The following is a 17,820-nucleotide window of genomic DNA, read 5'->3' as shown; positions in this document are numbered from 1 at the left end:
CTCAGGCGGCGCCGGTAACAGCGCCGCATTTTCAGGCGTTCACATCCAGCCGCATCGCGCATCGCGTGTCGCGCGAAAGCCCGTCGCCATCCTCGCGGTCCATAAGGTCGTTGAGGCGCGGGGAGAGTTCGCCGTCCTCCAGAATGCGGAAGCCGAGCCGCTCGTAGAACGGGCAGTTCCACGGAATGGTGCGGAAGGTCGTGAGCGTCACCGCCTCGAGGCCGCGCGCGGCGGCATTTTCGATGGCGTGTTCGATCAGCTTGCGGCCGAGGCCGAAGCCCTGGTGAAGATGGCTCACCGATATCTCGCAGATATGAAGGTCCTTGTCGGCGACTTCCGCGCTCAGGAAGCCGAGCGGTCGGCCGCTGCCGTCCGCCGCCACCCAGTTGGTGCCGGCGGCGGTTAGCCTGCGATGCGTTTCGGCACTCTGCACATCGCCGACCGACAGCCATGAGAAAGCCTCGATCAGCCGGAAGGCCTGCGCGGCCGACCGTTCGATCTGGCAGAGCGTTTCCGCCTCGTCGTTGCGGGCCAGCCGGATTGTTACACCGGTCGGCCCGTTCTTGACGAGAGGGGCGCCGTCAAGCGGGAGCTGCGTTACCATCCGGGCAGGATCTGCCCCGGCCGATGCCGCGGAAGGCGCGGAAACACTTTGACTTCGGCATCCGTGAGGTCGTCGGCAGCCGCCAGCGGCGTGATGTTGTCGAGGCAGGCGGTAATATGGCTGGTAATAGCGTTGGAAAGAGACGGCGACAGGCCCGGCCGGCGCATGATGCCGATCTGGACCGGCGCCAGAGACGGAAAGCCGTCGGCCTGCGTCAGCACCTTCATGCCGGGTCGCAATGCCGATTCCGGCAGAACGGACACCGCCATGCCGGCCATGACGGCGGCGGCGACGACAGTCGAAGACCAGCTCGTGAACAGGACCTGATAATCACGCCCCACCGAATCCAGCGCCCCGCAGGCGATCTGCCGCCACTGGCAGTCGCGCCGGCCCACGGCTAGCGGCACTGGTGCGTTTTCCGGCAGCGGATGGTTCGCCGACATGACCCAGCAGAGCGGCTCTGTCCGCACGACATCGGAGTGGCGCTGGCGCGGGTTGTGGGTGACGAGCGCGATATCGAGTTCGCCCTTCGCCATCTTCTCGGCCAGATCCACCGAGGGCTCGCAGACGATGTAGAGCTCGACATTCGGATGCGTCTTGGCGAACCGCATGATGATCTCGGGCATGTAGCGGTCGGCATAGTCGTCCGGCGTGCCGATGCGCAGCATGCCTTCGAGCCGGTTGTCGTCGAAGGCGGCGATGGCCTCGTTGTTGAGGCGCAGCATGCGCCGGGCGTAGTTGAGCAGGCGCTCGCCCTCTGCCGTCAGCCGGTTGCCGCGGCCGTCCTTCATGAAGAGCTGCTTGCCGATGCGCTCCTCGAGGCGACGCATCTGCATGGAAACGGCCGACTGGGTCTTGAACACCCGCTCGGCGGCGCGCGTGAAGCTGCCGGTGTCTGCAATCGAGACGAAGGTCTGCAACTGGTCAATGTCGAGCGGAGCGGACATGGGTCTTACTCATCAGATTGTTTGATTGATACTATTAGAAACATTCGTTGGACTGATCAATGGGATTCTGCGAAAAAGCAATTGTTGAACGATTGCTCCGTCCGCCGGGCCTTCGTTCGGCAGGATATGCCGCTCGCTTCGACCTCCCGCGGGCGTTCCTGATGAGACCGAGACCCTGAACCGCCGTCCGATCCCTGCGGATGGCGAACGATCATTGGCGTCCTGCGAAACCCCATCGAAGACGATGGAACGCTGCGCCGGAAAGGAGAAGTGCCATGCGCATGATCGACCGTAATTTTGAAATAGAGACGAGAGCAGCACGCCGTCCGGCTTCGACCTTCGTGGCAAGTGTCCGTACCGTTGCATCCGGATTTTTCCGCGCCTGGCGCAATCGCCGCATGGTCAACCGGCTCAACGAACTCGAGGATCACCAGCTCCTGGATATGGGGCTGCGCCGCAGCGATGTGAGTGCGGTACGGGCCGCTTCGTTCTTCTCCGATGCCGGCCTTCATCTGACGCTTGCCTCGCGCGAACGCGCCCGCCGCCACCTGCGCGCCGGTCGATCGGACTGATTTCTCCCGGCCACGCCCTTTATCGCGAGGGCGACGCCAGACTTCCCCGCAGGGTGAGAGCCAATAACCCTGCTGCTTGCCCGGCGTGCAACTCCCAAGGTTCGCGCCGGGCTTTTTCATACCGCCGGCCTGCAATTGGCTTTACCTGACGTAAACCACACTTGGTTACCGTTTTCGCGGCAGTCGTGGAGCGCTCCACGGGCATGATGCCGCCTGCCTTCCGGATGAACCGGGTCACCGCCTCGTTTTCTATTGGACGGATCGTAATGCGGATTTCCCGGAAACTGCCCCTGGCCGCAGCCGTGCTCACGCTGCTTTCCATCGGCGCCGCAAGCGCGGTCTCGCTCATCGTCAGCGCCGAGACGGTGACGGACCAGGTCATGCAGAAGCTGGAGGCGACGGCGGACGGCCGGCGCAATGAAGCCCGCGCCTATCTTGAAGGCATGAAGCTCGATCTCATCAGCATGTCCAGCGCCATGCCGACCACGCAGGCCTTCTACGGGTTTGCCGGCGCGTGGAGCGCACTTGGCACGGAGCCTTCGAAGGAACTGCACAAACGCTACATCACGGACAATCCGAACCCGCCTTCCCAGCGCTATCTTCTCGATACCGCCAAGAAGGATAATTTCGACCGCTCGCACAAGCAGTATCACGCGACTTTCCGCAAGCATCTCGAATCGCTCGGCTACGCGGATATCTACATGATCGACCCCAAGGGCAACGTGCTCTATTCTGTGGCCAAGGCCGAGGATTTCGGTACAAACCTCGTTGACGGTCCCTTCAAGAACAGCGGCCTCGCAAGAGCCTTCACGCAGGCCATGGCGCTGAAGGAGCCGGGGTCGGCCGTCTTTTCCGACTTCGCCGAATATGCGGCCCTCGGCGGCGCGCCGGCATCGTTTCTGGCAGCGCCCATCACCATGAATGGCCGCACGCTCGGCATCATGGCGATCCGCGTGCCCAACGCCAAGCTCGACACGATCTTCGCCAACAGCAAGGGCCTCGGCGAAACAGGGGAAACGGTACTCGTTCGCGCTGACGGTACAGTGCTCACGGATGCGCCCCGCACGCCCGAATACGATGCACTGAAGGTGCGTCTCGACATGGCGAACCTGCCCGTCGGCAGTGAAACCCATGGCACGATCTCCGATGCGGCCGGCACCGAACTGTTTGCCGCTGCCGCGCCGCTGTCCTTCGGCAGTGCCGAATGGTCGGTGGTGGCGAAGATCAGCCGGGCGGAGGCGACCGCCGGCCTGATGCGCGGAACGCTCATCGTGCTCGGTGTCACCGCCGCCATCATCGCGCTTGCCATCCTTGCGGCCACGATCTTCTCGCGCGCCCTGACGCGTCCCATCCACCAGCTCGTCAAGGCTATGACGGCGCTTGCCGCCGGCAACACCCAGATCGACCTGCCCAAGGAAGGCCGCGCCGACGAGATCGGCGACATGGTCCGCTCCGTTGCTGTCTTCCGCACGGCCGCGCTCGAAAAGGACGCACTCGAGCGGTCTACCGCCGAAGCGCGCGCCTCGTCCGCCCGCGAACAGGCGGCGCAGGAAGCGGCCAAGGCCGCCCAGCAGCGCGAGGTTCAGGAAGCGGTCGCGACGCTCGGGGCGGCGCTGGAGCGCCTGTCGGCCGGCGACCTCTCAACCGTCATCGGCCGCACGTTCGCGGACGGGCTGGACGAATTACGCGCCGATTTCAACACGTCGGTCCGCCGCCTTGCGGAAACAATTGCTGCCGTCTCCTCCAGCGCCCGCTCGATCGACAGCAAGGTTATGCATGTCGATGCCGCTGCCCGCGACATTGCCGAGCGCACCGAAAGCCAGGTGGCAGCACTGGAGCGGACCTCCGGCGCCGTGGGCCAGATGATGGAGGCCATTCGCAATTCCACCGAGCGCGCCGACGAGGCCTCGCGCATGGCCACGGATGCCAAGCGCAGCACGGATCTTTCGAGCGGCGTCGTCACCGACGCGGTGGCCGCCATGGAGCGGATCGAGGGCGCATCGCGCGAAATCTCTTCCATCATCAACGTCATCGACGAAATCGCCTTCCAGACGAACCTGCTGGCGCTCAACGCCGGCGTGGAAGCAGCCCGCGCTGGCGAGGCCGGCAAGGGTTTCGCCGTCGTGGCGCAGGAGGTGCGTGAACTCGCCCAGCGCTCGGCCAATGCCGCCAAGGACATCAAGGCGCTTATCACCAAATCCGGTACCGAAGTCGCCAAGGGCGTGGATCTCGTGCAGCAGGCCGGGTCGGCCCTTTCGGGCATTGCCGAGCAGGTCACACGCATCAGCGATCATATCCATTCGATCGCCACCGCCGCCAACCAGCAGTCATCCAGCCTCGGCGATATCAGCCGCTCGATGAACGAGATGGAGCAGGTCACGGCACAGAACCGTCAGGCGGTTTCCGAGACGGCGGCCGGCATGTCCGGCCTTGCCGGCGACACGCGTGCACTGGCCGCCATCGTCGAACGCTTCAACCTGCCTGCCGGCGCAACCCGGACGCGGGCTGCGGCGTAGAGTTTAAAGGCGCTGTGTGAACGTCGGGGAGGGCGTGCATTGCGGCCCTCCGTTTCGGGCAGTCTGGCACCGCTCAGGCCTTGCTGCTCTCGTTGTCCATGCCGTTGCGCATCGTCTCGAAGATCGCCTCGACGTTGCGCTGGTAGTCCTTCTGCATTTCCAGCCCGGTATCGAACATCGTGCCGACGAGGGACTTGAGCGCATCGGCGGGGGCGGCATCCGGTTCTTGCGGTTTTTCGCCTGCCGCGGATTGACCCGCCATGCCGGCCATCATGTCCTGGAAGGCCTTCGCGAAAGGATTGTCGGTGAAGGGATTGGCGGCCGCTTCCTTCTTCGTGCCGAAGAACTCCTGCGCGGCCTGTGTGAAGGGATTGTCGAAGGGGTTGGCCGGCGCGGGCTTCTTCGCAAGGCCCGAGGCCTCTGCCCATTGCTGCATCATGTCGGCAAAGGGATTGGCGGATGCGCCGCCGGTCTGCGCGCCGGGAAAGAACGGGGCGAAAGATTGCTTGAAGAGGCCGCCCATCAGCGTGCTGGCCATGACGGGCAGCATCTGCTTGTAGATTTCCTGGCCGATGCCGGTCATCTGCGCGGCCTGTGCGGCGATGGCGCGCGACACGTCCTTGTTGCCGAAGAGATGGCCGAGGATACCGTTGCCCTCGGCAAGGCCCTGCGGCGTAAAGGCCTTGGAGACATCCTCGAAATATTTGGCGTGCTCGCCCGTGGTCAGCGCCTTCATGAAGGCGGCCATGTCATAGGGGTTGGCGGCATTGCGCTTGAAGCCCTCGGAAAAGGCCGGCATCAGGGCGGCGACGGCTTTCGCCGCCTGCTCCTGCGCAAGCCCGAACTGCCGAGCCATGATCTCCACGGCATTGCCGTTCTGGGCCTGCATCATCATGTCGTAGAGCGATTGCATCGGCGAGACCCTTCCCCTGGCAGGCGTGTATGCAACTGCAGTATAATGGGAATTTCCGCCGCGCAAACCGCTTTCTGGCGTGATGTCAGTATTGGTATTCGCTGAAAACCGGTTCGACCGAGCCGTTCCAGCGGCCGTTGTAGAGCGCCAGCATGTCCTCTGCGAGTGTCGCCTTCTTGGCCAGCACTTCGTCGAGCGGCGCAAGGAATACGCTTTCGTCGACGCCATCGCCGTTCAGGCGGGCGCGCGCGACTAGTCCCTGGCGGGCGATGGACAGGACTTCGCGGGCGACATTGAAGAGCGGCTTGCCACGAAACTCGACGTGAAGCGCTTGCGCCGGCACGGCGTCGCGCAGCGCGGAGACTTCCTCGAAGGTCCAGTCGCGGGTCAGCGCCTCGGCGGCGTCAAGCGCGCCGTCATCATAGAGAAGCCCCACCCAGAAGGCGGGTAGCGCACAGATGCGGCGCCACGGGCCGCCATCGGCGCCGCGCATTTCCAGGAACCGCTTGAGGCGCACATCGGGGAACAGCGTGGAAAGATGGTTCGTCCAGTCGCCGAAATTCGGCTCGTAATCCGCGACTTCGCCCTTCAGCGCACCCGCCATGAACTGGCGGAAGGTGACATGCGTGCAGTCGTGATATTTGCCGTCGCGGACGATGAAATACATCGGCACGTCGAGCGCCCATGCCACGTAATCCTCGAAGCCGAAATCCGGCGAGAAGGCGAAGGGGATGAGGCCGGCGCGGTTGTTGTCCGTATCGCGCCAGATATTGCCACGCCAGGACAGGAGCCCGTTCGGCTTGCCCTCGGTGAAGGGCGAGGAGGCGAAAAGCGCGGTGGCGAGCGATTGCAGCTTCAGCGACACCTGCATCTTGCGGCGCATGTCGGCTTCGGAGGAAAAATCGAGGTTCACCTGGATCGTGCAGGTGCGGTACATCATGTCGAGGCCCTGGCTGCCGACCTTCGGCATGTAGCGCGTCATGATGTCGTAGCGACTTTTGGGCATGCGGTGCGTCTCGGCAAACGACCATTTCGGGCTGCCGCCCATGCCGAGGAAGCGAATGCCGAGCGGTTCGGCGATCTCGCGCAGCGTGGCGAGATGCTGGTTGGATTCCTTGCAGGTCTGGTGCAGGTTTTCGAGAGGCGCGCCCGACAGTTCGAACTGGCCGCCCGGTTCCAGTGAGATCGCACCCATGCCCGAGGGTTCCGCAAGGCCGATGATGTTGCCGGCATCGATGATCGGCTCCCAGCCGGTCTTGGCCTGCATGCCGTTAAGCAGTGCGGAAATGCTCGCATCGCCAAAATAGGGGACTGGGCTGTTGTCGGCCGTAAAGAAGACGAATTTTTCATGCTCGGTGCCGATGCGGAACTTCTCCTTCGGCTTGTTGCCGGCGGCGAGATAGTCCGCCATTTCCGCGACATTGCGGATCGGCGTCTGGTCGGTGGTGTCACGGGCCATGGGCGTCTTCTTCTGAACGGGTATGCCCGGCAGAACCGCAGGGCCTTGGGAGGGTGCTTGAACCGGAATTAAATGCGGTGCAAGCAAATTCCTTTCAAGGCAGATTCAAAAAAACCAATTCGACTTTTGGGGAAAATCATTCCCAGTCGCCGATGGCTGCCTGGATCACGGCCATCGCCGCCACGGCCGCGGTATCGGCACGCAGAATACGCGGGCCGAGCGGAATGGGCGTCACGAAATCCAGCCCGCGCAGGAGCGTGCGCTCCTCGTCGGAAAACCCGCCTTCAGGGCCGACCAGCAGGGCCAGCTTGCGCTCCGTGATATCGCGCAGCACCGGCAACGGGTTCTGGCTGCCATGCCCTTCGTCGCAGAAGATGATACGACGATCACGCGGCCAGTCTGAGAGCAGGTCGTCCAGCTTGCGGGGCGCGGCAACGGTCGGGATGGCCAGGATGCCGCATTGCTCGGCGGCTTCCACGGCGTTCGCCTCAAGCCGTTCGAGATTGGTGATCTTGCCCTGTACGTGTTGGGTCATCACCGGCTGTAGCACGCCGGCGCCCATTTCCACCGCCTTCTGCACGAGATAGTCCAGCCGCCCGACCTTGAGCGGCGCGAACAGGTAGTGCAGGTCGGAAGGGACGGGCTGTGCCCGCGTCTGTTCGACCGGCGTAAGCATGAGACGCTTGCGGGTGGGAAAGGACAGCGTGGCACGCCATTCGCCGTCCCGGCCGTTGAACAGCAGCACCGCTCCCTCTTCGCCCATGCGCAGCACGTTCGTCAGGTAGTGAAAGTGATCCTTGGAGGCTTCGAAAGGCTGGTTTGCCGCGAGCGCATCGTCCACGAAGAGGCGCTGCATCCGGTAATTGGCGCGCATGGTCGGTCTCTCAGCTGAACACGGCGTTGAGGGCGAGGAAGACGAGGGCGGACAGCATCGCCGAGATCGGCAGCGTCACGATCCAGGCCGAAACGATCGTCATGAAGTGGGAGCGCCGCACGAGATAGCGCCGGCGCGTCTCTTCGGGATTGGCCGATGGCTCCTCGGGTGCGATGCCGTTGCCGCGGCTGCGGATATACTCGATACGGCGCTTCGAATTGCGGGTGTACCATTCACGAAACAGGCCGACGCCGAACACCGCCCCAACGGCGATATGTGTCGAGGAGACGGGAATGGCGAAGGCCGATGCCGTCAGCACCGCTACGGCCGACGACAACGCCACGCAGAAGGCGCGCATCGGATTGAGCTTGGTGATCTCGCTGCCGACGATGCGGATGAGGCGCGGACCGAACAGCAGAAGGCCAAGCGAGATGCCGAAGGCGCCGATGACCATCACCCAGAGCGGAATGCCGGCATTTCCCGAGCCACTGCTTTCACGCAACGCCACGACGACGCCGTAAAGCGGACCGACCGCATTCGACACGTCGTTGGCCCCGTGGGCAAAGGACAGCAATGCCGCCGAACAGATCAGCGGCAGACGAAACAGCGTGCGCAGAGACTGGTTGCGGTTGTCCAGTCCTTCCGCATGCCGGCGCACGATCGGTCGTGTGACAAAGTAGGTCAGCACGCCCACAGCCAGGCCGACAAGCAGGGCTTTGCCGAATGGCACATGATAGAAGCCATTGGTGCCGCCGGTGGCGAGAAAGGCGGAGAAAGCCCCAGCCATGATTGCGACGAGAACCGGGACCCAGGTCTTTGCCGCCGCGATCTTGTCGTCGCGGTAGATGATCGTTTCCTTGATAAAGAACAGGAACAGCGCTGCAATCACGCCGCCCAGAATCGGTGAGACGGTCCAGCTGATGACGATGAGACCCATCGCCTCCCACTGAACACTGTGCAGGCCGCTTGCCGCTGCACCCGCACCGATGACACCGCCGATGATGGCGTGCGTGGTGGAGATCGGTGCATTGGCGAGTGTCGCGATGTTGATCCAGATCGCGGCCGAGACGAGCGAGGCCATCATTGCCCAGGCAAAGACCTCGGAGCTGGGGAAGTTCGCGCGATCAAGGATGCCGGATGCGACGGTCTCGGCAACGCCGCGACCGGCCAGGAGCGCGCCCGCGATCTCGAAGACGGCTGCAATCGCCAGAGCGCCGCCCATGCTTATCGCACGGGCGCCCACCGCGGCCCCCACATTGTTCGTCACATCGTTCGCGCCGATGTTCATCGCCATATAGGCGGCCAGCGCGGCCGTGACGGCGATGACGAGAACCCCGGGCGTACCGGTGGCAAATGTATTGGCGATGGCCATCGTCAGGAGCAGGAAGACCAGTGAAATGCCCGCACCCGTCCAGGAGCGCAGCACAAAGTGCGTTGCCTGTTCGGTGAGGGTGAGTTTTTCCAGGTCCTTGTCCAGCGTCGGCTTGCGAAGCTGGACTTGAGAATTGGCCATTCATGCTGCTCCAGTTTTGCCGAGAGGCAGTAACGCCTCATGGCATAGGCGGCAATATGGCGGAGGCTGTGTCAGGCGCCGGTCGTGCCGTTTTTCGCGATCGGGGGAAGCCCGGAGAGGATTTTCTGCTCGAAGGCGAGGAAGAGCTTCTTCAGGCCCGGCTCCTGAACGCGGTTTGCGGCCTCGGCACAATCGACCCATTCGGCGCGCCGCTGGTCCTTTTCCGGGAAATTCTTGCAGATGTCGTCCACGGCCAGCGCGAAGACGCGCACCCGGCAATCGACCTTCAGCCCTTCCGGCAGGCCCTTCATGTAATGATAGTCGCCGATCGCCTCCTGGGCGATAACACCCTTGACGCCGGCCTCTTCCCAGGCCTCACGCGCCGCTGCTGCGGCGGCGCTCTTGCCGTCCATCGGCCAGCCCTTGGGAATGACCCAGCGACCGGTGTCGCGGCTGGTGATGAGGAGGACTTCGACCGCCGAACGTTTCTTCTTCAGCCGGTAGCACAGCGCGCCATACTGTTCCCGGACGGGCCTGCGGAACATGAGTTGGACGTCACTCGCAATGCGGTTGAGAATGTTCAAGGTCTTTTTCATTCCTCTCGTCGGGACGTGCGTGTTGAGTCGCTTTGTGACATATCTTGCTTGCGCGCAGATTGCAGCGCAAGTCAGGCTTTTGCGGGAAGATTGCGCTTTTGCATGCGCAGCTGAGAAATACGTTGCCATTCTCCGCTGCGTTCGGCTTCGCGGATAGCGACGGCAATATAGTCCATATGCGCCTGAGCGGCATTGCGCGCCGCATTTCCGTCACGGGCCATGATGGCGGCGTAGATCGCCTCGTGCTGCGCGAGAAGATGTTCGCGGGCTTCCTGCGAGGAGAAAACGAGATGGCGGTGGAAAAAGATCCCCTGCGCCAGCAGCCGGTAGCAGGAGCGCAGCGTGTGCAGCAGCACGATGTTGTGCGCGGCCTCGCCGATCGCGTTGTGCAACTCGACATCCGTCTCGAGTTCCGCATCGAAGGAGCCGCCGGCATGGGCCTCCCGCATCGCCTCCATGATGCGGGTCAGCATCTGCCGGTCGTAGTCCGTCGCGCGGCGGGCGGCGAGTTCGGCGGTAATGCCTTCCAGCTCGCGCCGGTACTCGATGTAGTCGCCGGTCGCGCGCTGGTGACGGGCGATGAGGTCCACGACAGCCGGCGAGAAGACCTGACCGATGATATCGGCGACATAGGTGCCGCCGCCGTGCTGGCTGACGAGCAGGCCACGGATTTCCAGCTCCTTCAGCGCCTCGCGCAGGATCGGTCGGGAAATGTCTAGGCGCTTGGAAAGCTCGCGCTCGCCCGGCAGCCGGTCGCCGTCGCGCAGCACGCCTTCCAGCAGCAAAAGCTCGATCTGCCGGACCACCTCGTCGGCGGTGCGGTCATGGCTGATGGGGGCAAAGAGGTCGAAAGCGTTTTCGGTCACGGCACGATAGTACCAACCCGCATGGAAACTGGTCAACAAACTTGTCCAATCCCTGTTCGTGGCCTGCGTCAATGCGTCTCATCACCGTTGCCCTGACATTTGTTAAGAAAGATCTGTTGCACGTGAGGGGAAGGTGCAGACATGGCAAAGGGCAGCTTCGCCTTTCCGCAGGCGACAATGCGCGCGCAGGCTCTCGGAGAAATCCATGCACGGCCATATGCGCTGGTGCCGTCGCCGCGCGTCATTTTTCAGCTCGCGTTCCTGACCGAGGGCGGCTCGGCCGTCGATCATGCCGTTATGGGCGAACTGTCGCGCTCGCGCGGTGTGTCGCCGCCCGGCCGCGATTCCAACCACCACGCGCTGAGCTGGGGGCAGGGCACGCTGCGCTGGGAGCGGCACACCGAATTCTCCACTTATTTCTGGGATGCGCCCGCGCCTGAGATCTTCGGCGGCGAGGTGCCCGTCCATCCGTTCGGCGACAGCTTCTCGCCGCCTGGCACGCTGATATCGGGCATCCGCCTGGAGATCCGGCCGGATTCGCCGGAAAGCCGTGCAGCGATAGCAACCTTCGACCCGACCAGTCTCTGTTATAGCGAGATCAAGAACGGCCAGGGTGTCATCGTCACGGACTTTCGCCAGAACGGCGACGGGCTGACGCCGATCCTCGTCATCGACAAGGGCATGACCGAAGCGGGGCGCGGCGCGCTTGTGCAGCGCCTGCTCGATATCGAGACCTACCGAACGCTCGCCATGATGGGCCTGCCGCTTGCCCAGTCGCTATCCCCGGAAATCCGTCGCATCGAGGACGGGCTCACGGGCATCACCAATGCGATGAAGCAGCACGCCCGCGACAAGGCCGACGCGCTACTTTCCGAGATTACGCGGCTTGCCGCGGAACTGGAGGCGAATGCCGCGCTCAGCCTCTACCGGTTCGGCGCTAGCCGCGCCTATTACGGTATCGTACAGGAGCGCATCCGCACGCTGGCTGAAACCGCCGTGCCCGGCTACGAAACGCTCGGCTTCTTCCTCGAGCGGCGCCTTGCGCCGGCCATGCGGACCTGTCAGTCCGTCGAGGAGCGGCAGGCCAACCTGTCGCGCAAGCTCGCCCGCGCCACCGCGCTGCTGCGCAGCTGGATCGACGTGGAACTGGAACAGCTCAATACCTCGCTGCTGAACTCCATGGATCGCCGCGCGCGGTTGCAGCTTCGCCTGCAGCAGACCGTCGAGGGCCTCTCGGTGGCGGCGATTTCCTATTACGTCGTCGGTCTCTTCGGCTATGTCGCGAAGGCGGCGCATGGTCTCGGCCTGCCGGTGAAGCCGGAAACGGCGACCGGCATCGCGGTGCCCTTTGTCATCATCGGCATGTGGCTTCTCGTCCGCGCGATCCGCAACCGCCATGCCGAAGAAGACAAGCACTGAGGCGATTACGCCGGTTCAGGTGGAGAGGTCGCACATATAGCGCGGCACACCATCGACGACGGAAAAGCCGGTCTGCCAGCCCAGGTCGGCCTTGTCCTGCGCGGTCAGTTTTGTCTGCGCGGACTCGCCCCGCGCCTTGAAGGTCTCTTCCGCCTGCTTCACCGCGCCTGCCGGGAAAATCACGGCGTGGGAGCTGAAGCCGCTTTCGAGGGCGGTGATGAAAACCTCGATTTCCTGCACCGGTACACCGCGCCAGGTGCCGTCGCTCACCGGCAGGGTGACGTGCAGATACTCATCGACGGGCGCGACAGTCGGCTGGCCAAAGACCGTCTCGTAACCGGCCGGAATGGCGATGTCGCCTTCCGTGCGGCCGAATGCGTAGCTCGATTGAAGCAGCGCCGCGAGACCGTCGCTGTAGTCGCAGGCGTCATCGAAGCCTTCGAGCAGCGGATCGAGCGGCGCGGCGAGCGCCGGGGAGACCACGAGCCCGCAGGCAATTGCGAGCATGCTCAGTCTGCCGGCCATGTCTTCCTCCTGTCGTCAATGTTCCCAATAGGGCGCGGGTCCATAAAGCTCGGCGAGATAATCGATGAACAGCCGCACCTTGACCGGAAGGAACTGCCGACTGGGATAGACGGCGGACAGCACCACGTTGCGCGAGCCTTCGTATTGCGGCAGCACCTGCACGAGGGTGCCATCCTTCAGAGCCGGTCCCACATCCCAGCTTGAGCGCAGCGCGATCCCCATGCCGGAAAACACCGCCTCGCGGACAACTTCGCTGGAGTTCGTATAGAGCGGTCCCTGCGGACGGAAGCTGACGCTGCCTTCCGGTCCTTCAAGGCGCCAGAGATCCTGCGTGTGCGGCGGCAGGCAGACATGCGCGGCGAGGTCGGCGAGTGTCGCAGGCATGCCGTGCCTGGCAATGTAATCAGGCGAAGCACACAGCACGCGCCGGACCGGTGCAAGCCGCCGGGCGACCAGCGAGGAGTCGGAGAGTTCCCCGATGCGGATCGCCAGATCGAAACCGTCACCGACAATGTCGGAGAAGTCGTCGGTCAGCACGAGATTGACGATGAGTTCCGGATAGGCATCCATGAAGCCCTTCAGATGCGGCGCAATATGGAGGCGGCCGAAGGATGTCGGCGCGGAAAGGCGCAGCGTGCCCCGCACCGCGCCCGACCGGCCGGATACGAAGGCTTCCGCCTCCTCGATGCCGGCGAGAATGCCGACGATACGCTCGTAGAAGCCCTGTCCGGCCTCCGTCAGCGAGATCTGGCGCGTGGTGCGCTGGAAGAGGCGGGTGCCGAGGCGTTCTTCCAGTCTTTTCACGCGCTTGGAAACAACGGCTGGGGATAGACCCAATGCTCGCCCCGCTGCGGACATACTTCCCATGGAGATGACGCGGGAGAAGATTTCGAGATCGCCGAGATTGGTCATTCCGTCGCGCCCATTGTTTCCGTAGCGGATAAAATGCTTATCATTTGCACCGGCCGATAGAAAGTGGTAAAGAAAACAGACCACTTGTGGATTGGGGAGGCGAAATATGGATCAGATCGCGTTTCTGGAGCCGCGCCCGGCGGTTCTTTCGCGCCGCCGCGAAATCGTCGCCGATCTCCTCGATCTCCTGCCGGAAGGCTGTCTCGTGCATGAGCCGCGCGAGCTCGTTCCCTTCGAAACGGACGCCTTCGTGTCCTATCGCCGTCTGCCGCTCGCGGTCGCCCTTCCCGAGACCACGCAACAGGTCGCCGCGGTGCTGAAATACTGTCATCGTTACGGCGTTCCGGTCGTGCCGCGCGGGGCGGGCACCTCGCTTGCCGGCGGCGCGATTCCGCAGGAGGATGCCGTCGTCATCGGTCTTTCCAAGATGTCGCGCATCCTGGAGGTCGATTTCGCCAACCGCACCGCAACCGTCCAGGCCGGCGTCACCAATCTTGCCATATCCGATGCCGTTTCCGCCGACGGCTATTTCTACGCGCCCGATCCGAGCTCGCAGCTCGCCTGCACCATCGGCGGCAATATCGGCATGAATTCCGGCGGCGCGCATTGCCTGAAATACGGCGTGACCACCAACAATCTCCTCGGCGTCAAGCTCGTGCTGATCGACGGCACGATCGTCGATCTCGGCGGCAAGGCGCTCGATGCCGGCGGCCTTGATCTTCTCGCCGTTGTCTGCGGTAGCGAAGGCCAGCTCGGCATCGTCACCGAGGCGACCGTGCGCCTCATTGCCCGGCCGGAAGGCGCGCGTCCGGTGCTCTTCGGCTTCGACACGTCGGAGGAGGCCGGCGCCTGCGTGGCCGATGTCATCGGTGCCGGCATCATCCCCGTCGCCATCGAATTCATGGACAAGCCCGCCATCGAAATCTGCGAAGCATTCGCGCAAGCCGGCTATCCCATGGATGTGGAGGCGCTTCTCATCGTCGAGGTCGAGGGTTCCGAGGCGGAAATGGACGCCATGCTGGCCAGCATCATCGAAATCGCCGGTCGTCATGGTGTGAAGGTCGTCAAGGAATGTCAGTCAGCAACCGAGGCGGCGCTCATCTGGAAGGGCCGCAAGTCCGCCTTCGGCGCGACGGGCCGTATCGCCGACTATATCTGCATGGATGGAACCGTGCCGCTCGGCCAGCTGCCGCATGTCCTGCGCGGCACGGCCGAGATCGTGGCGAAATACGGTCTGCGCGTCGCCAATGTCTTCCATGCAGGCGATGGCAACATGCACCCGCTCATTCTCTTCAACGCCAACGACCCGGAGGATGCTGCGCGGGCGGAAGCCGCCGGCAATGAAATCCTGAAGCTTTGCGTCGATGCCGGCGGCTGCCTCACGGGCGAGCACGGTGTCGGCATCGAAAAGCGCGACCTGATGCGCCACCAGTACAGCGAGGTGGACCTCGCCCAGCAGATGGCCGTCCGTGCCGCCTTCGATCCGCAATGGCTGCTCAACCCCTCCAAGGTTTTCCCGCTCGAAGGGCGCCCTGCCGCATGACACCGATCCATGAACCGCTCTCCGAAGAGGCCGCAGCCCGCCTCGTCATGATCGCCGGCCTATCCGCGACGCCCTTTTCCATTTCCGGAGGTGGCACGCGTAGCCTGCTGCCGGCGACCGATGGTGCCGAGCAGCTGTCGACGCGCGGCCTTAATGGCATCGTGGCTTACAATCCGGCCGAGATGACGATGACGGTGCGGGCGGGAACACCGCTTGAAAAAGTCGAAGCCGCCCTTGCCGAAAACCGCCAGATGCTGGCGTTCGAGCCCGTCGACCTGCGCGGCGTGCTCGGTTCGTCCGGCATTCCCACCATCGGTGGCGTCTTTGCGACCAATGCGTCCGGCCCGCGCCGCTTCGTGGCGGGTGCGGCGCGCGACAGCCTGCTTGGCGTTCGCTTCGTCAATGGCAAGGGCGAAATCGTAAAGGCCGGTGGCCGTGTGATGAAGAATGTCACGGGCCTCGATCTCGCAAAGCTGCTTGCGGGATCGCACGGTTCCCTGGCGCTCCTGACGGAAGTCACCTTCCGCGTCCTGCCGATGCCGGAAACCGCCGTCACCATCGTTGTCTCCAACCTCAACGATGCCGAAGCCACGGCGGCCATGGCAACCGCGATGGCCCTGCCAGTCGAAGTCTCCGGTGCCGCGCATCTGCCGGAAAGCGTGCGCGGCCGGTTTGTCGGCGGCGCGTTGCCGGACGGGGCGGCGACCGTGCTGCGTCTCGAAGGCCTTGCCGCTTCCGTTTCGGTGCGGGCGCAGAAGCTTGCCGATGCCATGGCCGGCTTCGGTACAGTCTCGCAATGCGATGCCGGTTTGACGCAACGCCTCTGGCGCGAAATCCGCGACGCCACGCCCTATGCAGATGGCACGTCGCGGCCGCTCTGGCGTGTCTCGGTCGCGCCCACCGCCGGCCAGCAGCTGGTCGCGGCCCTGCGTCTCGAAGCCGGCGTCGATGCCTTCTACGATTGGCAGGGCGGTCTTGTCTGGCTGCGCATGGAGAGCGACCCGGAAGCGGCATTGCTGCGTCGCTATATCAAGGCGGTCGGCGGCGGCCATGCAACGCTGCTTCGCGCCCGCCCGGACGTGCTGGCCGCAACGGAAATCTTCCAGCCGCAAACCGATGCGGTCACCGCCATCCAGACCGCCGTGAAGGCTAGTTTTGATCCGGCCGGGCTTTTCAGATCCCGCATGACCGGCTGACAGGAACACCCGCCGATGCAAACCAATTTCACCGCCGAACAGCTTGCCGATCCGCATGTCGCGACATCGGAGAAGATCCTGCGCAAATGCGTGCATTGCGGCTTCTGCACGGCCACCTGTCCGACCTATGTGACGCTCGGCAATGAGCTGGATAGTCCGCGCGGGCGCATCTATCTCATCAAGGACATGCTGGAAAACGGTCGTCCGGCGGATGCCGAGGTGGTCACCCATATCGATCGCTGCCTCTCCTGCCTTGCCTGCACGACCACCTGTCCCTCCGGCGTGGACTATATGCATCTCGTCGATCACGCGCGCATGCATATCGAGGAGACCTACAGGCGGCCGTTCTGGAACCGCCTGACGCGCAACATCCTCGCGGCAACGCTGCCCTATCCCTCGCGCTTTCGCATCGCTCTGCGGGCGGCGGCGCTGGGGCGGCCCTTCGCCGGATTGTTCAAGCGCTTCAAGGCCTTCGAGCCCTTCGGCGCGATGCTGGATCTGGCGCCGAAGACATTGCCGAAGGCCTCTGCCAGCTCGAAGCCGGGCACATATGACGCCGCCGGCGAGCGTCACGGCCGCGTGGCGATCCTGTCCGGCTGCGCTCAGCCGGTCCTCAAGCCCGGCATCAACGAGGCTACGATCCGGCTTCTGAACCGGCTCGGCGTCGAAGTCGTGGCGCCAGCCGGCGAGGTGTGCTGCGGCTCGCTCGTCCATCATATGGGCCGGGAGGCACAGGCGCTGGAGGCCGCACGGCGCAATGTCGATGTCTGGCTTGAGGAAGTGGAGAAGGGCGGGCTCGACGCCATCATCATCACCGCATCCGGCTGCGGCACGACGATCAAGGATTATGGATTCATGCTGCGGCTGGACCCGGTTTATGCGGGGAAGGCGGCGCGCGTTTCGGCCCTTGCCAAGGACGTGACGGAATATCTCGCGACCCTCGACCTGCCACAACAGGAGGGCAAGGGGCTGACGGTCGCCTATCACTCAGCCTGCTCCATGCAGCATGGCCAGAAGATCACGATGGCGCCGAAGACACTGTTGAAGAAAGCAGGCTTTACGGTACGCGATCCAGCGGAAGGCCATCTCTGCTGCGGTTCGGCCGGCACCTACAATATCCTTCAGCCGGAAATCTCGGCCAAGCTGAAGGCGCGCAAGGTGAAGAACATCGAGGCGACGAAGCCTGATCTCATCGCGACCGGCAATATCGGCTGCATCACGCAGATCGCGACCGGAACCGCCGTGCCGATCCTGCATACGGTGGAATTGCTCGACTGGGCCTATGGCGGCGAGAAGCCTGTGGCGATATCGAACCTTTCGACGAAAATGCCGGCCTGAAGCCGGCATTCCCTGATACCAGCAGGT

16 protein-coding genes are annotated in these 17,820 nt (G+C 63.8%); 6 read left to right on the top strand and 10 right to left on the bottom strand.

Annotation, left to right across the window (positions count from 1 at the left end):
- Positions 1 to 31: 31 nt before the first annotated feature.
- On the bottom strand, positions 32 to 604 hold the full coding sequence (locus MNR02_RS13460) for a GNAT family N-acetyltransferase (RefSeq protein ID WP_241947156.1): 573 nt from the start codon (positions 602 to 604) through the stop codon (positions 32 to 34).
- Positions 598 to 1,551: a LysR substrate-binding domain-containing protein gene (locus tag MNR02_RS13455; RefSeq protein WP_241604929.1), complete on the bottom strand. Its 954-nt coding sequence runs from the start codon at positions 1,549 to 1,551 to the stop codon at positions 598 to 600. The genes MNR02_RS13460 and MNR02_RS13455 overlap by 7 nt, the downstream gene beginning before the upstream one ends.
- A 275-nt stretch (positions 1,552 to 1,826) precedes the next feature.
- Between MNR02_RS13455 and MNR02_RS13450 the strand changes: the two genes are divergently transcribed.
- On the top strand, positions 1,827 to 2,123 hold the full coding sequence (locus tag MNR02_RS13450) for a DUF1127 domain-containing protein (RefSeq protein WP_241604926.1): 297 nt from the start codon (positions 1,827 to 1,829) through the stop codon (positions 2,121 to 2,123).
- Positions 2,124 to 2,389: 266 nt separating this feature from the next.
- Positions 2,390 to 4,639 carry a methyl-accepting chemotaxis protein gene (locus MNR02_RS13445; RefSeq protein WP_241947155.1) on the top strand — a complete coding sequence of 750 codons (2,250 nt, stop codon included), beginning with the start codon at positions 2,390 to 2,392 and terminating at the stop codon, positions 4,637 to 4,639.
- Positions 4,640 to 4,712: 73 nt separating this feature from the next.
- Here MNR02_RS13445 and MNR02_RS13440 read toward each other — a convergent pair whose 3' ends face one another.
- The 6 genes from MNR02_RS13440 to MNR02_RS13415 form a co-directional block, all read right to left on the bottom strand.
- On the bottom strand, positions 4,713 to 5,552 hold the full coding sequence (locus MNR02_RS13440) for a DUF937 domain-containing protein (protein WP_241947154.1): 840 nt from the start codon (positions 5,550 to 5,552) through the stop codon (positions 4,713 to 4,715).
- A gap of 85 nt (positions 5,553 to 5,637) precedes the next feature.
- A complete protein-coding gene (locus MNR02_RS13435) occupies positions 5,638 to 7,011 on the bottom strand; it encodes a glutamate--cysteine ligase (RefSeq protein WP_241947153.1) in 1,374 nt (457 codons plus the stop codon).
- A gap of 136 nt (positions 7,012 to 7,147) precedes the next feature.
- Positions 7,148 to 7,885, bottom strand: coding sequence for a 16S rRNA (uracil(1498)-N(3))-methyltransferase (locus MNR02_RS13430; protein ID WP_241947152.1), 738 nt, complete (start codon positions 7,883 to 7,885; stop codon positions 7,148 to 7,150).
- A 10-nt stretch (positions 7,886 to 7,895) separates the two neighbouring features.
- Entirely contained in the window at positions 7,896 to 9,398 is a 1,503-nt protein-coding gene (locus tag MNR02_RS13425) for an inorganic phosphate transporter (RefSeq protein ID WP_241947151.1), read from the bottom strand.
- Between the two features lie 71 nt (positions 9,399 to 9,469).
- Positions 9,470 to 9,982 carry an NUDIX hydrolase gene (locus tag MNR02_RS13420; protein WP_241948879.1) on the bottom strand — a complete coding sequence of 171 codons (513 nt, stop codon included), beginning with the start codon at positions 9,980 to 9,982 and terminating at the stop codon, positions 9,470 to 9,472.
- Between the two features lie 83 nt (positions 9,983 to 10,065).
- Positions 10,066 to 10,860: a FadR/GntR family transcriptional regulator gene (locus tag MNR02_RS13415; RefSeq protein ID WP_241948878.1), complete on the bottom strand. Its 795-nt coding sequence runs from the start codon at positions 10,858 to 10,860 to the stop codon at positions 10,066 to 10,068.
- Positions 10,861 to 11,001: 141 nt separating this feature from the next.
- Between MNR02_RS13415 and MNR02_RS13410 the strand changes: the two genes are divergently transcribed.
- The gene (locus MNR02_RS13410; RefSeq protein ID WP_241947150.1) at positions 11,002 to 12,279 is read left to right on the top strand and encodes a DUF3422 family protein; all 1,278 of its coding nucleotides are present in this window, start codon (positions 11,002 to 11,004) and stop codon (positions 12,277 to 12,279) included.
- Between the two features lie 15 nt (positions 12,280 to 12,294).
- Here the strand turns inward: MNR02_RS13410 and MNR02_RS13405 are convergent, their stop codons facing one another.
- Both MNR02_RS13405 and MNR02_RS13400 read right to left on the bottom strand, forming a co-directional pair.
- Positions 12,295 to 12,804 (bottom strand): hypothetical protein, encoded by a 510-nt coding sequence (locus MNR02_RS13405; protein ID WP_241947149.1) that lies wholly within the window; start codon positions 12,802 to 12,804, stop codon positions 12,295 to 12,297.
- Between the two features lie 15 nt (positions 12,805 to 12,819).
- Positions 12,820 to 13,716, bottom strand: a complete 897-nt coding sequence (locus MNR02_RS13400) for a LysR family transcriptional regulator (RefSeq protein WP_241947148.1) — start codon at positions 13,714 to 13,716, stop codon at positions 12,820 to 12,822.
- A 106-nt stretch (positions 13,717 to 13,822) separates the two neighbouring features.
- Between MNR02_RS13400 and MNR02_RS13395 the strand changes: the two genes are divergently transcribed.
- Genes MNR02_RS13395 through glcF form a run of 3 tightly spaced genes read left to right on the top strand, consistent with a single transcriptional unit; the run spans position 13,823 to position 17,793 of the window.
- Positions 13,823 to 15,259 carry an FAD-linked oxidase C-terminal domain-containing protein gene (locus MNR02_RS13395; protein WP_241947147.1) on the top strand — a complete coding sequence of 479 codons (1,437 nt, stop codon included), beginning with the start codon at positions 13,823 to 13,825 and terminating at the stop codon, positions 15,257 to 15,259.
- Positions 15,256 to 16,455 (top strand): FAD-binding protein, encoded by a 1,200-nt coding sequence (locus MNR02_RS13390; RefSeq protein WP_371746669.1) that lies wholly within the window; start codon positions 15,256 to 15,258, stop codon positions 16,453 to 16,455. The genes MNR02_RS13395 and MNR02_RS13390 overlap by 4 nt, the downstream gene beginning before the upstream one ends.
- A 15-nt stretch (positions 16,456 to 16,470) precedes the next feature.
- Positions 16,471 to 17,793 carry a glycolate oxidase subunit GlcF gene (glcF, locus tag MNR02_RS13385; RefSeq protein WP_241947146.1) on the top strand — a complete coding sequence of 441 codons (1,323 nt, stop codon included), beginning with the start codon at positions 16,471 to 16,473 and terminating at the stop codon, positions 17,791 to 17,793.
- Positions 17,794 to 17,820: the final 27 nt, after the last annotated feature.

The sequence above is a fragment of the Shinella sp. H4-D48 genome (assembly GCF_022637395.1).
Lineage (GTDB): Bacteria > Pseudomonadota > Alphaproteobacteria > Rhizobiales > Rhizobiaceae > Shinella > Shinella sedimenti.
Note: the sequence above shows the minus strand (reverse complement) of the source record. Positions and strands in the feature narration are given on the sequence as shown.

Coding starts and splice junctions, on each gene's coding strand:
- MNR02_RS13440 (WP_241947154.1), bottom strand. CDS start 5,552: ATGCAATCGCTCTACGACATGATGATGCAGGCCCAGAACGGCAATGCC.
- MNR02_RS13430 (WP_241947152.1), bottom strand. CDS start 7,885: ATGCGCGCCAATTACCGGATGCAGCGCCTCTTCGTGGACGATGCGCTC.
- MNR02_RS13395 (WP_241947147.1), top strand. CDS start 13,823: ATGGATCAGATCGCGTTTCTGGAGCCGCGCCCGGCGGTTCTTTCGCGC.
- glcF (WP_241947146.1), top strand. CDS start 16,471: ATGCAAACCAATTTCACCGCCGAACAGCTTGCCGATCCGCATGTCGCG.
- MNR02_RS13450 (WP_241604926.1), top strand. CDS start 1,827: ATGCGCATGATCGACCGTAATTTTGAAATAGAGACGAGAGCAGCACGC.
- MNR02_RS13425 (WP_241947151.1), bottom strand. CDS start 9,398: ATGGCCAATTCTCAAGTCCAGCTTCGCAAGCCGACGCTGGACAAGGAC.
- MNR02_RS13445 (WP_241947155.1), top strand. CDS start 2,390: ATGCGGATTTCCCGGAAACTGCCCCTGGCCGCAGCCGTGCTCACGCTG.
- MNR02_RS13455 (WP_241604929.1), bottom strand. CDS start 1,551: ATGTCCGCTCCGCTCGACATTGACCAGTTGCAGACCTTCGTCTCGATT.
- MNR02_RS13460 (WP_241947156.1), bottom strand. CDS start 604: ATGGTAACGCAGCTCCCGCTTGACGGCGCCCCTCTCGTCAAGAACGGG.
- MNR02_RS13410 (WP_241947150.1), top strand. CDS start 11,002: ATGGCAAAGGGCAGCTTCGCCTTTCCGCAGGCGACAATGCGCGCGCAG.
- MNR02_RS13400 (WP_241947148.1), bottom strand. CDS start 13,716: ATGACCAATCTCGGCGATCTCGAAATCTTCTCCCGCGTCATCTCCATG.
- MNR02_RS13390 (WP_371746669.1), top strand. CDS start 15,256: ATGACACCGATCCATGAACCGCTCTCCGAAGAGGCCGCAGCCCGCCTC.
- MNR02_RS13435 (WP_241947153.1), bottom strand. CDS start 7,011: ATGGCCCGTGACACCACCGACCAGACGCCGATCCGCAATGTCGCGGAA.
- MNR02_RS13405 (WP_241947149.1), bottom strand. CDS start 12,804: ATGGCCGGCAGACTGAGCATGCTCGCAATTGCCTGCGGGCTCGTGGTC.